This is a genomic window from Amycolatopsis sp. NPDC098790 (genome assembly GCF_044759945.1).
Lineage (GTDB): Bacteria > Actinomycetota > Actinomycetes > Mycobacteriales > Pseudonocardiaceae > Amycolatopsis.
The window spans coordinates 357,731-372,259 of record NZ_JBIWAI010000006.1; the positions used below are offsets into that span (position 1 = coordinate 357,731).

The 14,529-nt window shown below is 71.6% G+C and carries 13 protein-coding genes; 7 read left to right on the top strand and 6 right to left on the bottom strand.

Annotation, left to right across the window (positions count from 1 at the left end; genetic code table 11):
* Positions 1-7 precede the first annotated feature (7 nt).
* Both ACIQWX_RS38770 and ACIQWX_RS38775 read right to left on the bottom strand, forming a co-directional pair.
* Complete coding sequence (locus ACIQWX_RS38770; RefSeq protein WP_400882036.1) at positions 8-667, bottom strand: TetR/AcrR family transcriptional regulator; 660 nt, start codon at positions 665-667, stop codon at positions 8-10.
* 64 nt (positions 668-731) lie between these two features.
* The gene (locus tag ACIQWX_RS38775; RefSeq protein ID WP_400882039.1) at positions 732-1,760 is read right to left on the bottom strand and encodes a LacI family DNA-binding transcriptional regulator; all 1,029 of its coding nucleotides are present in this window, start codon (positions 1,758-1,760) and stop codon (positions 732-734) included.
* 96 nt (positions 1,761-1,856) lie between these two features.
* On the opposite strand from ACIQWX_RS38775, the gene ACIQWX_RS38780 reads away from it, so the two are divergent.
* From ACIQWX_RS38780 to ACIQWX_RS38800, 5 genes are read left to right on the top strand one after another with little or no spacing between them, the layout of a single operon-like run.
* Positions 1,857-3,521 carry a glycoside hydrolase family 13 protein gene (locus tag ACIQWX_RS38780; RefSeq protein ID WP_400882042.1) on the top strand — a complete coding sequence of 555 codons (1,665 nt, stop codon included), beginning with the start codon at positions 1,857-1,859 and terminating at the stop codon, positions 3,519-3,521.
* Positions 3,521-4,885: an ABC transporter substrate-binding protein gene (locus ACIQWX_RS38785; RefSeq protein ID WP_400882044.1), complete on the top strand. Its 1,365-nt coding sequence runs from the start codon at positions 3,521-3,523 to the stop codon at positions 4,883-4,885. Before ACIQWX_RS38780 ends, ACIQWX_RS38785 begins: the two co-directional genes overlap by 1 nt.
* Positions 4,882-5,835, top strand: a complete 954-nt coding sequence (locus ACIQWX_RS38790) for a carbohydrate ABC transporter permease (protein WP_400882046.1) — start codon at positions 4,882-4,884, stop codon at positions 5,833-5,835. The genes ACIQWX_RS38785 and ACIQWX_RS38790 overlap by 4 nt, the downstream gene beginning before the upstream one ends.
* A complete protein-coding gene (locus ACIQWX_RS38795) occupies positions 5,832-6,695 on the top strand; it encodes a carbohydrate ABC transporter permease (RefSeq protein ID WP_400882049.1) in 864 nt (287 codons plus the stop codon). Before ACIQWX_RS38790 ends, ACIQWX_RS38795 begins: the two co-directional genes overlap by 4 nt.
* Before the next feature lie 34 nt (positions 6,696-6,729).
* Positions 6,730-9,627, top strand: coding sequence for a CBM35 domain-containing protein (locus ACIQWX_RS38800; RefSeq protein WP_400882052.1), 2,898 nt, complete (start codon positions 6,730-6,732; stop codon positions 9,625-9,627).
* A gap of 43 nt (positions 9,628-9,670) precedes the next feature.
* Here ACIQWX_RS38800 and ACIQWX_RS38805 read toward each other — a convergent pair whose 3' ends face one another.
* Complete coding sequence (locus tag ACIQWX_RS38805; RefSeq protein WP_400882055.1) at positions 9,671-10,525, bottom strand: helix-turn-helix transcriptional regulator; 855 nt, start codon at positions 10,523-10,525, stop codon at positions 9,671-9,673.
* 99 nt (positions 10,526-10,624) lie between these two features.
* Between ACIQWX_RS38805 and ACIQWX_RS38810 the strand changes: the two genes are divergently transcribed.
* Positions 10,625-11,383 (top strand): SDR family oxidoreductase, encoded by a 759-nt coding sequence (locus ACIQWX_RS38810; RefSeq protein WP_400882058.1) that lies wholly within the window; start codon positions 10,625-10,627, stop codon positions 11,381-11,383.
* Here ACIQWX_RS38810 and ACIQWX_RS38815 read toward each other — a convergent pair.
* Positions 11,380-12,315 carry an NADP-dependent oxidoreductase gene (locus tag ACIQWX_RS38815; RefSeq protein ID WP_400882061.1) on the bottom strand — a complete coding sequence of 312 codons (936 nt, stop codon included), beginning with the start codon at positions 12,313-12,315 and terminating at the stop codon, positions 11,380-11,382. The genes ACIQWX_RS38810 and ACIQWX_RS38815 overlap by 4 nt on opposite strands.
* Positions 12,316-12,460: 145 nt before the next feature.
* Positions 12,461-13,303 (bottom strand): helix-turn-helix domain-containing protein, encoded by an 843-nt coding sequence (locus ACIQWX_RS38820; protein WP_400882064.1) that lies wholly within the window; start codon positions 13,301-13,303, stop codon positions 12,461-12,463.
* Between the two features lie 65 nt (positions 13,304-13,368).
* Between ACIQWX_RS38820 and ACIQWX_RS38825 the strand changes: the two genes are divergently transcribed.
* The gene (locus ACIQWX_RS38825; protein ID WP_400882067.1) at positions 13,369-13,872 is read left to right on the top strand and encodes a MarR family winged helix-turn-helix transcriptional regulator; all 504 of its coding nucleotides are present in this window, start codon (positions 13,369-13,371) and stop codon (positions 13,870-13,872) included.
* On the opposite strand, the gene ACIQWX_RS38830 is transcribed toward ACIQWX_RS38825, so the two are convergent.
* Complete coding sequence (locus ACIQWX_RS38830) at positions 13,859-14,479, bottom strand: TetR/AcrR family transcriptional regulator (RefSeq protein ID WP_400882070.1); 621 nt, start codon at positions 14,477-14,479, stop codon at positions 13,859-13,861. The genes ACIQWX_RS38825 and ACIQWX_RS38830 overlap by 14 nt on opposite strands.
* Positions 14,480-14,529 lie beyond the last annotated feature (50 nt).

Below are 14,529 nucleotides of genomic sequence, written 5' to 3' on the forward strand. Positions count from 1 at the left end.
GTCGGGTTCAGCGTCGGGGAGCGAGCAGTAATCCGGTGACGGCGTCGGTGAGTGCTTCGCCGACCAGCGGCCAATCGGCGGCGGTGCCCGTGACGGCCGCGGCGCGTTCCTGTTCGGCGCACGTGTGGATGACGGCGTTGCGCGCGGTCTGCTGCCGCAGGGTCACTTCGGCCGGCGGCAGCGCGGTCAGGTGCGACCACACCGCGACACCGCCTTCCAGGAAGTCGGCGGCCAGCACGGGATCGACGTCCACGCCGCCGGCCAGCGCCGGATCGGTGACCACCTGGGCGAGGAACCGGGCGCACCAGCTCGGGTTGCCCAGACTGGCCAGGTGTTCGGTGTAGGGCAGGACGAGACCGGCCACGTGGTCGCGTGGCCGCGCCGACGGGGGCACCGCCCGCAGGCGTTCTCGCGTGCGGGCGGCGATCGGCTCGACGTGCGAGCGGGTGATCGCCCGGATCAGGTCCGCGCGGGTGCCGACGTGGTAGCTCAGCGCCGAGTTGTTGGCCTGCCCCGCGGCTTCGACGATCTGCCGGTTGGACACCTGCGCCAGCCCGCGCTCGGCGTACAGCCGCTCGGCGGTGCGCACCAGCAGCTCACGGGTCGCGTCGGCCTGTGCCCGGCGAGAACTCGCGTGCACGCTTCCCCCGACCAGTACGTAAGACAAGCAATTGACTTAATCCACGCTACTGGTAAGACACGTGTCTGACAACCGCCGCGGCGAAGGTAAGTCAGCGACGGCCGGCCGGTGGGGCCGTGGAGTCCCGGACCGTGAGGCTCACGTCCAGGGTGACCGGACGGCGCGGCCGGGTCCGCTGCTCGATCGCCTCCACCAGCATCGCCACCGCCGTCGCCCCTTTACGGCCGATGTCCTGCGCCACCGTGGTCAGCTTCGGCGTGACGTACTCGCTGAACTCCAGGTCGTCGAAGCCGACCACCGAGACGTCCCGCGGCACCACCGCGCCCGCCGCGGCCAGCCCTTCCATGATCCCGACCGCCAGGATGTCCGCCGTCGCGAACACCGCCGTCGCCGAAGGGTGCCGGCGGAGCAACGACGAACCGCACGAAAACCCTTCGCCGTGCGTCGTGTTGACCACCTCGACCAAGTCCGGGTCCCACGGAACCCCCGCCTCGGTGAACGCCGCGCGGAAGCCGTCGAACCGTTCGCGGACCACGCCCACCCGGCCGAACGCCGGCCCGGCGAACACGATCTCCCGGTGCCCCAACGAAAGGAGGTGTGCCGCGGCCAGGCGGGCGCCCACGAAGTCGTCCGAACGCGGCCCGGTGGTGAGGCGGTTGCGGGAGTAGCTGTCGATCGCGACCATCGGCACCGGACCGGCGGTGGCCTTCGTCAGCTTGTCGATCTGCTCGTCGACGAACCCGAGCAGGATCGCGCCGTCGAGGCTCCACGAGTGCAGGGCCTCGGTGACCTCCTCCAGGCGGGCGATGCCGCGCAGCAGCAGGTGGTAGCCGGACTTCCGCAGCGCCCGTTCGACGTGCCCGGCGATCGCCATGTGGTGCGGGCTGATCATCAGGCTGTCCTCGTCGGCCGCGGGGACCAGCAGGCCGATCAGCTTCGACGAGCTGCTCGCGAGGCTGCGGGCCGACGCGCTGGGCACGTACCCCAGGTCCGCCGCGATCCGGTGCACGCGCTCCCGGGTGGCGGCCGAGACCCGCGCCGCCTTGCCGTTCATCACGTTCGACACGGTCATCATGCTGACGCCCGCCTCTTCGGCGACCTCTCGCAGTGTGACCCGCACGCGCACCGTCCTTCCCGGCTCGAGTGTTGACAGCGTACCAAGCGCACATTACCGTCCTGCCATCAGGTGTAGCGCTAAACCCGTTGAGGGGGACCGTTGACGACGCTCAGTTCACCGGCCGTGGCCGTGCCGCGCGAAACCGCGCTGGACCGGTGGTGGCGCACCGCCGTGGTGTACCAGGTCTACCCGCGCAGCTTCGCCGACGGCGACGGCGACGGCACCGGTGACCTCGCCGGCGTCCGGTCCCGCCTGCCGTACCTGGCTTCGCTGGGCGTCGACGCGCTGTGGTTCACGCCCTGGTACGCCTCGCCGCTGGCCGACGGCGGCTACGACGTCGCCGACTACCGGGCGATCGACCCCGCCTTCGGCACGCTCGCCGAGGCCGAGGCGCTCATCGCCGAAGCGCGCGAGCACGGCATCCGGACCATTGTGGACGTCGTCCCGAACCACGTTTCGGACCAGCACGCGTGGTTCACCGAGGCGGTGGCCGCCGGGCCGGGATCCCCGCAGCGGCAACGGTTCTGGTTCCGCGAAGGCCGGGGCGAGCACGGCGAGCGGCCGCCGACCGACTGGCCGTCGACGTTCGGCGGCCCGGCCTGGACCCGGGTGACCGAACCGGACGGCAGGCCGGGGGAGTGGTACCTGCACCTGTTCGCCTCGGAGCAGCCCGACCTCAACTGGGGCCACCCCGACGTCCGGCGCGAGCACGAGGACGTCCTGCGCTTCTGGTTCGACCGCGGCGTCGCCGGCGTGCGGATCGACTCCGCGACCATGCCGGTCAAGGACCCGGCCCTGCCGGAGCTGTCCGACGGGGACGCGCACCCGTTCGTCGACCGGGACGAGGTGCACCGGATCTACCGCTCCTGGCGGGCCGTCGCCGACTCCTACCCCGAAAAGCGCGTGCTGATCGGCGAAGTGTGGCTGGACGACCCGGCGCGGTTCGCCCGCTACCTGCGCCCGGACGAGATGCACAGCGCCTTCAACTTCGACTTCATGCGCCGCCCGTGGGACGCGCGGCAGCTGCGCGCGTCGATCGCGGAAACCCTCGCCAGCCACCGGCCGGTGGCGGCCGCGCCGACGTGGGTGCTGTCCAACCACGACGTCACCCGGCCTGTCACCCGCTACGGCCGCGAGGACAGCTCGTTCCTGCACGCCCGCACCTTCGGGGTTCCGACGGACCTCGCGCTCGGCCACCGCCGGGCGCGCGCCGCCGCGCTGCTGTCCGCCGCGCTGCCGGGTTCCCTCTACATCTACCAGGGCGACGAGCTCGGACTGCCCGAAGTGGACGATCTGCCCGCCGAAGCCCGCCAAGACCCGGTCTTCCACCGCACCGGGGGTGCCGACCCCGGCCGGGACGGCTGCCGCGTTCCGTTGCCGTGGAAGGAAACCGGCGTCAGCCACGGGTTCAGCGTCGACCCGGGAGCGACGGCGTGGCTGCCCCAGCCGCCGGAGTGGCGCGAGCTTTCGGTGCAGCGCCAGGAAGAGACGCCGACGTCGATGCTGGCGCTCTACCGCGCCACCCTGGAGCTGCGCCGCACGACCCCGGCGCTGGCCGGGGAGGAGTTCGCCTGGCTGGACACGCCGGAGGGCGTGCTCGGCTTCCGCCGCGGCGACGATTTCGCGTGCCTGGTCAACTTCTCCGCCGAACCCCAGCCGCTGCCGCGGGCGGAAGTCCTGCTGAGCAGCGGTGAGCTCGTTGGCCGGTCGCTGCCCGCCGACACGGCCGTTTGGGTGCGCCTTCAGGAAAAGGAGGGACAATGATGTCCTCGAAAACCGCCGCCACCGTCCTCACCGCCGCGCTCGGCCTCACCGTGCTCGCGGCCTGCGGCACCGACAGCGGCGGGGACACGACCGCCGACGGGAAGACCGTCGTCAAGGTCGCGCTCGAGCCGGGCCAGGACAAGAGCGCCGTCGACGCCTTCACCTCCCGCGTCGCGCAGTTCGAGCAGGCGAACCCCACGATCGACCTGGAGGTCCAGGAATTCAAGTGGGACCCCACCAAGTTCACCGCGCAGCTGGCCGGCGGCACGCTGCCGGACGTGCTCACGGTCCCGTTCACCGACGGGCGCGGCCTGATCGAGCGCCACCAGATCGCCGACATCAGCGCGGACGTCGCTCAGCTGCCCTACGCCGGGAAGTTCAACCCCGAGGTCGCGAAGACCGGTCAGGACGCTTCGGGGAAGCAGGAAGCGATCCCGATCGCGGCCTACACCCAAGCCCTGCACTACAACCGCACGCTGTTCAAGCAGGCCGGGCTCGACCCGGACAAGCCACCGTCCACTTGGGACGAAGTGCGCGCCGACGCGAAGCAGATCGCGCAGCGCACCGGCGCCGCCGGGTACGCCCAGATGACCAAGGACAACACCGGCGGCTGGATCCTCGTCACCCAGGACTACGCGTTCGGCGGCCGCACCGAAAAGCTGGACGGCGACAAAGCCACCGCCACCATCGATACGCCGCAGCTGCGCCAGGTGCTGCAGAACCTGCGCGCGATGCGCTGGGACGACAACAGCATGGGCGCGAACTTCCTCTACGACTGGAACGGCATCAACCAGGACTTCGCCGCCGGCCGGATCGGCATGTACGTCTCCGGCGGCGGCAACTACAAGGACCTGCTGGCCCAGAACGCGATCAAGCCCGCCGACTACGGCGTGACCGCGCTGCCGCTCGCCGGCCCGGGCGCCGGCGCGCTCGGCGGCGGCACCCTCGCCGTCGTCAACGTCAAGGCGTCGAAGAAGACCCAGTCCGCCGCGGTGAAGTGGATCGACTTCTACTACCTGCGCAAGCTGACCGACCAGGCCGCGGCGCAGGCCGACGCGAAGACCAACGCGGACGCGAAGCAGGCGGTCGGCTCGCCCGAGCTGCCGGTGTTCGACAAGGCCACCTACGACGAACGGCTGCGGTGGATCGGCCAGTACGTCAACGTGCCGCTGCCGCAGATGGCGCCGTACACCGGCAAGATGTTCGACCAGCCGCTGCTGCCGGAGCCCACGCGGGCGACGCAGAAGGTCTACGGCGTCTTGGACACCGTCGTGCAGAAGGTCCTCACCGACCGGGCTGCCGACGTCGACGCCTTGCTCGCGGACGCCCAAACCCAAGCGCAAGCCCTGCTGGACCGGCCGTGACGACCGCGGCGCCGCCCCGGATCGAGGCACCCGCGCCGGTCCGGCAACGCGCTCGGCGGAAGCCGGTGCGGTGGGTGCGCCGGGGCGGCCTCGCCCCGGTGCTGTTCCTCCTGCCCGCGCTGTTCGTCTTCGGGCTGTTCGCCTGGCTGCCCATCGGCAAGTCCGCGCTGATGAGCTTCCAGCGGACGAACCTCGTCACCGCGCCGGAGTTCGTCGGCCTGGACAACTACCGGACCGTGCTCACCGACCCGATGTTCTGGACCGCCGTCGGCAACACCGGCCTGTTCGCCCTGCTGGCGCTGCTGATCGGCTACCCGATTCCCTTGGTACTGGCCGTCCTGATGAGCGAGGTCCGGAAAGCACGCGGCCTGTTCAGCGCGCTGGCCTACCTGCCGGTGGTGATCCCGCCGGTCGTGGCGGTGCTGCTGTGGAAGGTGTTCTACGACGCCGGCCCGGACGGCCTGTTCAACAAGATCCTCGGCCTGGCCGGGATCGGGCCGGTGCCGTGGCTGCAGTCGGCGTCGACCGCGATGGGCTCGCTCGTCATCGAGGCGACCTGGGCCGCGGCCGGCAGCACGGTCATCATCTACCTCGCCGCGCTCACCAGCGTCCCACCCGAACTGTACGAAGCCGCCGAACTGGACGGCGCGAGCATCCGCGGCAAGGTCTGGCACGTCACGCTGCCGCACCTGCGCGGGGTGCTGCTGACGACGTTCATCCTGCAGATCATCGGCACCACGCAGGTGTTCCTCGAGCCGTTCCTGTTCACCGGCGGCGGCCCGGCACACGCGACCACCACGATCCTGCTGCTCATCTACAACTACGCCTTCGCCGACAGCCTCGGCGGCGACTACGGCGCGGCGACCGCGCTCAGCGTCCTGCTCGCCGGGACCCTCGCGGTCTTCTCCGCCGTGTTCCTGCGGCTGACCCGGTCCTGGAGCACGTCATGAGCGACCGCGGACTGATCGCCCCGACGGAATGGCGGCGCCCGGGCGTCCGGCGGCTGACCCGCGCCCTGCAAGGACTTCTGCTGGCCGGGTTGTTCGCGGCCGGCCTCGGCCCGCTGCTGTGGCTGGCGAAGTCCGCCGTCACACCCACCCAGGACACGCTGCGCAACCCGCTCGCGTTCTGGCCGAACGGCTTCGACTTCGCCAACCTCGCCACCGCGTGGACCCGCGTCGAAGTCGGCAGGTACTTCCTCAACACGGTCTGGGTGGCGCTCGGTGCCTGGCTGGTCCAGCTGCTCGTCGCCACCACCACCGGGTACGCCGTCGCCGTCCTGAAACCGCGCTACCACAAGGTGGTCACGGCGATCGTGCTGGCGACGCTGTTCGTGCCGTCGGTCGTGCTGCTCGTGCCGCTCTACCTGAGCATGGTCGACCTGTCGCTGATCAACACGTTCTGGGCGGTGTGGCTGCCGGCGGGGGCCAACGCCTTCAACGTCATTCTCGTGCAACGGTTCTTCGCGAACCTGCCGCGCGAGGTGTTCGAAGCGGCCCGGGTGGACGGCGCCGGGCCGCTGCGCATCTTCGTCTCGGTCGTGCTGCCGATGTCGAAGCCGATCCTCGGCGTGGTGTCGGTCTTCGCAGTCATCGCGTCCTGGAAGGACTTCCTCTGGCCGATGCTGGTCCTGCCCGACCCGGCGGTGCAGCCGCTGTCGGTGCGGCTGCCGGCGTTGCAGACGTTCGTCGAGCTCGACGTCTTCCTCGCCGCGCTGGCCATCGCCACGGTCATCCCGGTGCTCCTGTTCCTCGTGTTCCAGCGCCTGGTGCTGCGCGGCGACGCGCTCACCGGCGCGGTCAAAGGCTGACCCTGTCCCCTCTAGTCCCCTGTGGAGTGTCTCGATGAAGAGAGCATTCTCGATCCTGGCGGTGACCGCGGTCGTCGCGTCCTTCGCCACCGCACCGCCGGCCGCCCCGGCGACCATCAGGCTGGAGGCCGAGTCGGCCGCGCTGTCCGGCGGCGCGGTGGCCCAGAGCGACCACTCCGGCGCGAGCGGCGGCCGGTTCGCCGGCGGGTACACCGACGGCAACCGCGGCGCCGCCAAGACCGACTTCACGGTCACCTCGACCGGCGGTGCGACCACGCTGGTCCTCGGTTACGCCAACGGCACCGGTTCGACGCGCACCTTGACGTTGTCGATCGACGGCGTCACCCGCCAGCTCTCCCTGCCCGCGACGGCGAACTGGGACACCTGGGGTCAGGCGACCACCGCCGCGACGCTGTCGTCCGGCACGCACCACATCGCGTATTCCTTCGGTTCGGCCGACAACGGCAACGTCAACCTCGACTACCTCGACGTGACCACCGGCTCGACCAGCGAATCCGGCGCGCTGGAAGCGGAGTCCGCTGTTCTGACCGGCGGCGCCGTCGTGGCGAGCGACCACAGCGGCTACACCGGAAGCGGGTTCGTCGGCGGCTACACCGACACCAACCGAGGCACCGCGAAGACGACCTTCTCGGTGACCGCGACGGGCGCGACGAACCTCGCTCTGCGCTACGCCAACGGAAGCGGCGTCGCGCAAACGCTTTCCCTTCTGGTGGACGGCGTCAAACTGCGCCAAGTCCCGTTTCCGCTGACGTCCACTTGGGACACCTGGGCCACCGCGACCGAGACGGTGACGCTGTCCGCGGGCGCCCACACCGTCGCCTACCTCTACGACACGACCGACAGCGGGAACGTCAACCTCGACAGCTTGTCGGTGACGGCGAACACCCCGGCCGGCCCCGGGGAGGCCGAAGGCGCGTTCCTGTCGTCCGGCGCGACGACTGCCACCGCGACTCCGGGGTACAACGGCAACGGGTACGTCTCGGGCTTCGACCACGTCGGCGCGCGGGTCATCCGGACCGTCGTCATGGCCTCGGCCGGGACCGCGACGGCGACCGTGCGGTTCGCCAACAGCAGTGGCGCGAACCGGGTCCTCGCCGTGAAGACCAACGGCCAGGACGCCGGCAGCGTCACGCTGACCTCGGGCACCGGCTGGCGCACCGCCGCGGTCTCGGTGCCGGTGCGCGCGGGCCTCAACACGATCGGCCTCGCGAGCACGGCCGCGACCGGCGGTGACGTGCTCGTCGACAGCGTCACGGTCGGCGGCGAGACGGCGGCCGCCACCCGGGGCGCGACCACCCCGTACACCGAGTACGAAGCCGAAGCAGGCAGCCTTTCCGGCGGTGCCACCACATTGGCCGCCGACCGCACCTACCGGACGGTGCCGTCGGAAGCCAGCGGCCGCCGCGCGGTGCGGCTGAGCGGCACCGGCCAGTCGGTCGCCGTCACCCTCACGAAACCGGCCAACGCGCTCGTGGTGCGCTTCTCGATCCCGGACTCCGCCGACGGAACCGGCACCACCGCCCCGCTCGCGCTCTACGCCAACGGCACCAAGGTCAAGGACCTCACCCTGACCTCGCAGTACAGCTGGGTCTACGGCGACTACCCGTTCTCCAACACGCCGTCGCAGGGCTTGGCGCACCGGTTCTTCGACGAGGTCCGCACCACGATCGGGGACTTCCCGGCCGGCACCGTGCTGAAGCTCCAGAAGGACTCGGGTGCGGTGGCGACCATCGACGTCGACCTCGTCGACGCCGAGCAGGCGCCCGCCGCCGCACCCGCGCCCGCCGGCTCGCTGTCGATCACGTCGTACGGCGCCGTGCCGAACAACGGCTCCGACGCCACGAACGCGATCACCTCCGCCATCGCGGCGGCGCAGGCGCAGAACAAGCCGCTCTACGTCCCGGCGGGCACGTTCCGGATCAGCGCGCCGATCACCGTGTCGAACGTGAAGATCTTCGGCGCCGGACCGTGGTCGTCGGTGCTCCAGGGCACCGGCCTCAAGGGCGGGTTCATCGCCACCGGACCGAACGTGACGATCGCCGACCTGGCGATCTTCGGCGACAACCGCACCCGCGACGACGCGAACGGGAACGCCGCGCTGGAAGGGAACTTCGGCACCGGATCGTTGCTGCAGAACCTCTGGATCGAGCACACGAAGGTCGGGCTGTGGGCCGATTCCGGCACCGACGGGCTGTACGCGGTGGGCCTGCGCATCCGCGACACCTACGCCGACGGCGTCAACGTCCACGCCGGGGGCGGGGTCACGAACAACGTCCGCGTGGACCAGTCCGTGCTCCGCAACACCGGCGACGACGCACTGGCGATGTTCTCCGAAGGCAACGCCGTGACGAACAGCGCGTTCACCGCCGACACCGTGCAGCTGCCCATGCTGGCCAACGGCATCGGCATCTACGGCGGCACGAGCAACCGCGCCGAGGACAACCTCGTCAGCGACACCGTCGCGGCGTCGTCCGGGGTCGCCGTGAGCACCCGGTTCAACCCGGTCGCGTTCAGCGGGACCACGGCGGTGCGGCGCACCACCTTGATCCGCACCGGCGGGGACGAGCCCAACTGGAAGAAGCCGTTCGGCGCCCTGCAGATCTTCGCGCTGAGCAAGGACATCGGCGCGCCGGTCGTGGTCGAGGACCTGACGATCAGCGACACGACCCGGCAGGCCGTCCAGGTCACCGACGAGCGCCTCGACCCGGGCGCCGCGATCGTCGGCCGCAGGATCACCCAGCTGAGCCTGGACAAGGTGACGATCACCGGGGCCGGCACGTACGGGATCGACCTCAGCTCGGCGGGGTCGGGCTCGGTGTCGAACACGGCCGTGACGGGTGCAGCTTCGGGCGGGTTGACCAACCCCGGCGGCTTCGCGCTCACCCGGGGACCCGGCAACTCGGGCTTCTGACCAGGAGGGGTGCGCTCCGCGAAACTCGTGGAGCGCACCCCGCCTAGGTCGTGCGGCCGGCGTCCTCGAACCGCTCGTTACCCAGCACGGCCAGCAACTGCAGCTTCTCGAACGCTTCCGTGCGCGGGGGAGCCGTCAGCACGAGCAGCGCCTGCGACTGGTCTTCGGTGAACAGCGCCTGGCAGTCCACCTCGATCTCGCCGAGCTGCGGGTGCACCAGCACCTTGTGGTCCTCGAACCGCTTCGCGACCTCGTGCCGCTCCCACAGCCGCGCGAATTCCTCGCTCTCGCGGATCAGCGCCCGCACGAGCTCCCCGGCCCGCGAGCGCGGGCCCATCGAGCCGTGCGCGGCGCGCAGGTTCGCGACCAGGGCCCGGCTCTGGCGGTCGCGGTCGTCCTCGGGGTAGATCAGGCGCTCGTCGGGATCGGTGAACCACCGGTAGATCTCGCTGCGCGCGAACCCGGTGTGGTCCGCCTTGCCGCCGTAGAGCGCTTCGGCGAGGCGGTTGCGGACCAGTACTTCACCGAGGTTGGACAGGATGAGCGCGGGCGTGTCCGACAGCCGGTCCAGCACCCGCAGCAACGCCGGCGCCACGTGCGCGGCCGTCGCCGCGGGGGAGGGGGCCGTGCGGCCGGCCACTTCGAACAGGTAGTCGCGCTCGTCGTCGGTCAAGCGCAGCGCGCGGGCCAGCGCGGCCAGCATCTGCTCGCTCGGCTGCGGGCCGCGTTGCTGCTCCAGCCGCGTGTAGTAGTCGGTCGACATCGCCGCCAGCGCCGCGACTTCCTCCCGCCGGAGCCCGGCCGTCCGGCGGCGCGCGCCCGGCAGCAGGCCGACGTCTTCGGGACGCAGCTGTTCCCGGCGCCGCCTCAGGAAAGCGGCCAGTTCCACTCGGTCCACGCCTCCAGTATCGCGCCCGCCGCGGCCGCAACCAGGGATCGCCGATCCCCCGATGAGGGCTCTCTGCCGCCGCCCGCCGGACCCGGCGAGAGTCGGGGCATGGACATCACCGGAAACACCCTCTTCATCCCCGGCGCCACCAGCGGCATCGGCCTGGCCCTCGCGCTCGCCCTCAAGGACCGGGGCAACACCGTGGTCGTCGGCGGGCGCCGCACCGAGCTGCTGGAGAAGATCGCTGCCGAGCACCCCGGGATCGGCACCGTCCGGATCGACACCACCGATCCCGCGAGCATCCAGGCGGCGGCGAAGGAGGTGCTCGCCCGCTACCCCGAGCTGAACGTGCTCGTGACCATGGCCGGCGTCATGCGCGTCGAGGACTGGCACCAGCCCGAGACGTTCCTCGAATCCGCCGAGGAGGTCGTGACGACCAACGTGCTCGGCCCGGTCCGGCTGATCGCCGCCTTCGTCGAGCACCTGCGGACCCGGCCGGACGCCACCATCGTGACGGTCTCCTCGGGCCTGGCGTTCACCCCGCTGAAGGTGACCCCGAGCTACAACGCGTCGAAGGCCGCCATCCACATGCTGAGCGAGTCACTGCGGCTGCAGCTGGCGGACACCTCGGTGAAGGTCGTCGAGCTGGTGCCGCCGTCGGTGCAGACCGACCTCCTGCCCGGCCAGGCCGAGAACGCGCACGCCATGCCCCTCGGCGAGTTCGTCGCCGAGGTCATGACCCTCCTCGAAACCCGGCCGGACGCCCGGGAGATCCAGGTCGAACGGGTCAAGTTCCTCCGCTACGGCGAGGCCCGCGGCGACTACGACCAGGTCGTCGCGACCCTCAACGGCACCGACCCGCACTAGACCGCCACGACGACCTTGCCGTGCACCGCGCCCTCGGCGGCGCGGGCGTGCAGGGCCGCCAGCTCGGCCAGCGGCACCCGCTCGGCGACGTCGACGCGCAGCTCGCCGGCGTCGGCCAGCGCCACCAGCTTCGCCAGCTGCCCGGCGTCGCTGCGGACGAACAGGTCGATCCCGCGCACGCCGCGGTCCTCGTCGGACGGCGCGGGCATCCACACCGTCGTGTTCACCAGGGCACCGCCCGGCTTGACCAGGGTGACCAGCGCGGCCAGCTCCGCCGGGTCGACCGGCGCGAGGTTGAGCGCGAGGTCGACCGGCTCGGTCACCGCCGCGGTCACCCCGGTGGCGGTGTGGTCGACGACCTCGTCGGCGCCGGCGGCCTTGACCGCGTCGGCGCTGCGCGGGCTGGCCGTCGCGATGACGTGGGCACCGGCTTCCTTGGCCAGCTGGACGGCGTAGCCGCCGACCGCGCCGCCGGCGCCGTTGATCAGCACGCGCTGGCCGGCGGTCAGCTTGCCGTGGTCGAACAGCGCCTGGTAGGCGGTCAGCCCGACCAGCGGCAACGCGGCGGCGTCGGTCAGGGGGACGTCCTTCGGCGCGGCGGTCAGGACGTCGGCCGGCGCGAGGACGTACTCCGCGGCGGCGCCGGGCTTGTCCATCGGGAGGAAGCCGACGACCCGGTCGCCGACCGCGAAGCCGTCGACGCCGTCGCCCAGCGCGTCGACCGTGCCGGCGACGTCGAGGCCGGGGGTGTGCGGCAGCTCGACCGGGATCGGGCCGCGCATGAAGCCGCCGCGGATGTTGCCGTCGACGGAGTTGAACGACGTCGCGGCGACGCGCACCCGGACCTGCCCGGCGGCGGGCACGGGCACGTCGACGTCCTCGTAGCGCAGGACCTCGGGGTCGCCGTAGTCGTGGAAACGCACTGCCTTCATCGGACTCTCGCTTTCGGGAAGAGCTTCGAATTCGAAGCAACTACAGAGCACGGTACTGCTGCTTCGAATTCGAAGCAAGTGAGACCGGTCACCTCGGGGGGACCCTTGATCCACTCGGGTCCCAGGATCGTGGTCGCCGGGCCGGTCAGCCTGGGCCGGTTTGGCCCACCCTGAGCACGGCGGGCCCGGCGGACGCGCGGACGACCTCGCCGAGGCGGGCCGCGTCGGCCGAGCCCGGTGCCGCGGTGAGGACCACCGCCATCAGGTCGTCCCCGGGCACCCCGAGCAGGCTGCCGTCGAGCGCGATGTCCTCGCCGTCCGGAGTGCGGAACACGGCCCGGTTCTCGAAGGCGTCGACGGTCTTGGGGCTGCGCCACAGGGTGTCGAACGCGCGGCTGGTGGTCCGCAGCTCGTCGACCAGCTCGGCGAGGGCCGGGTCGGTGGGGTGACGTAGGGAGGTGTCCCGCAGCCGGGCGGCGAGCGCGGCCCGGAACCCGGCCTGGTGCTCGTCGGTCCGGGCGATCTCCCGTCGCGGGTCGCAGAACGTGCGCCACGCGACGTTCCAGCCGCGGGCGCCGGACGCCGTCGCGCCGCCGAGCGCCAGCCAGGCGCCGTTGACCGCGATGGCGTTCCACGCGGCGTCGGTCAGGAACGCGGGGGTGTCGCCGAACCGCTCCAGCAGCCGCATCGCCGCCGCGCCGGCCTCGCGCGGTACCTGTCCGTCCACCGGGGCGTACCCGGCGAGGGCGCAGAGCCGTTCGTAGTCCGCGCGGCCGATCTTCAGGGCGCGCGCGAGGGCGGTCACCACTCCGGCCGACGGGTGCCGGCGGCCCTGCTCCAGCCGTCGGATGTAGTCCGCGGACACCCCGGCCAGCTCGGCGAGCTCTTCCCGGCGCAGGCCGCGCACCCGCCGTCCGGTCCGGTCGCCCGCCGGCTCGGTGTGCTCGCGCAACCAGCGGACGGCGGCGCCGAGTTCCGTCAACGACATGGCGCCAGTCTGCCCGGGTTCGCTTCGAGGTGATCCCTTCGAATTCGAAGCAGTAGACTCCGGGCATGTCCGACAAGCCACCGTCGCTCGACCCGGTCCAGCTGGGTGCGTACTTCGACCTCATCGAGGTGACCAGCCTGCTGCGGCACGCGGTCGAGCAGCAGCTGCGCGAGGCCGGCGACCTGAGCTACGTGCAGTTCCAGCTCCTGGCCCGGCTGGGCGACTCGCCGACGGGCAGCCACCGCATGACCGACCTGGCCGACGGCGTCGTCTACAGCCGCAGCGGCTTGACGTACCAGGCGGGCCTGCTCGAGAAGGCGGGTTTGGTGGAGCGGTCACCTTCCCCGGACGACGAGCGGGGCATCACTGTGACGATCACGGACGCCGGCCGCGAGCGGCTCGCGGCGGTGCTGCCGGGGCACGTCGAGGTGGTGAGCGGGTTGCTGTTCGAGCCGCTGTCGCGGGAGGACGTCGTGAATCTGGCGGCGTTGCTGGCCCCGGTGCGCGACCACATGCGCTCGACGCCGCCGCGCTCGGCGGCTCCTCGCCGCAAAGTCAGCCGGCCGTGAGTTCCGGCAGCGCGGCCGTCACCAACGTGCGCGCCGTTCGCTGAAGACTCGCGATCGCCGCCTCGACGTCCAACCCGCACAGGTCGGTGAGCGAAAAGAACGCGTCCGCGCTGACGACCGCCGCGAGGTCCTGCTTGAGCTGGGCCAGCCGGCGCGCCGCGGCCGGGCTGTCCGCCTGGAGAACCGGGTCCAGTGCCTCGTCGATGAGCCCGAACCGGAAGCCCGGCCGGGCCTGCGCGCGCGGCGGGTCGACCACCGTCGCCGAGATGACCGCGCGCACCGACCCCTGGTAGGCGACCACCCGGCGCAGCAGGACCTCGGTCGCGAACTCCAGCCGGTCCGCCGGGTCCGTGCTGCCCGCGACCGGCTCGAGCGCCTCGGCCGGCGTCGGCCACATGCCCACCAGCGCCGCGTTGATCAGCTCCACGATCTCCGAAAAGTGGCGGTACGCGGTCGCTTCCGAGACGCCGGCCAGCTCGGCGACCTCGGGCATCGTCAGCGTGCGGCCGGACGCGATCAGCGTGCGGCACGCGTCGACGATCGCCGCGCGGGTCCGCGCCTTCTGCTCCGCGCGGCTGACCCGTTCGCGCTTGCTCGTCGTCGGCATCCCGCTCCTGTCCGTCCGGTCCGTGCGGCCGATTGTCTCCCAGGCCACAG

Bases quoted from the DNA above. Each gene is read 5' to 3' on its own strand.
- ACIQWX_RS38785 (WP_400882044.1), top strand. From the start codon at position 3,521: ATGTCCTCGAAAACCGCCGCCACCGTCCTCACCGCCGCGCTCGGCCTC.
- ACIQWX_RS38795 (WP_400882049.1), top strand. From the start codon at position 5,832: ATGAGCGACCGCGGACTGATCGCCCCGACGGAATGGCGGCGCCCGGGC.
- ACIQWX_RS38800 (WP_400882052.1), top strand. From the start codon at position 6,730: ATGAAGAGAGCATTCTCGATCCTGGCGGTGACCGCGGTCGTCGCGTCC.
- ACIQWX_RS38810 (WP_400882058.1), top strand. From the start codon at position 10,625: ATGGACATCACCGGAAACACCCTCTTCATCCCCGGCGCCACCAGCGGC.
- ACIQWX_RS38815 (WP_400882061.1), bottom strand. From the start codon at position 12,315: ATGAAGGCAGTGCGTTTCCACGACTACGGCGACCCCGAGGTCCTGCGC.
- ACIQWX_RS38820 (WP_400882064.1), bottom strand. From the start codon at position 13,303: ATGTCGTTGACGGAACTCGGCGCCGCCGTCCGCTGGTTGCGCGAGCAC.
- ACIQWX_RS38825 (WP_400882067.1), top strand. From the start codon at position 13,369: ATGTCCGACAAGCCACCGTCGCTCGACCCGGTCCAGCTGGGTGCGTAC.
- ACIQWX_RS38830 (WP_400882070.1), bottom strand. From the start codon at position 14,479: ATGCCGACGACGAGCAAGCGCGAACGGGTCAGCCGCGCGGAGCAGAAG.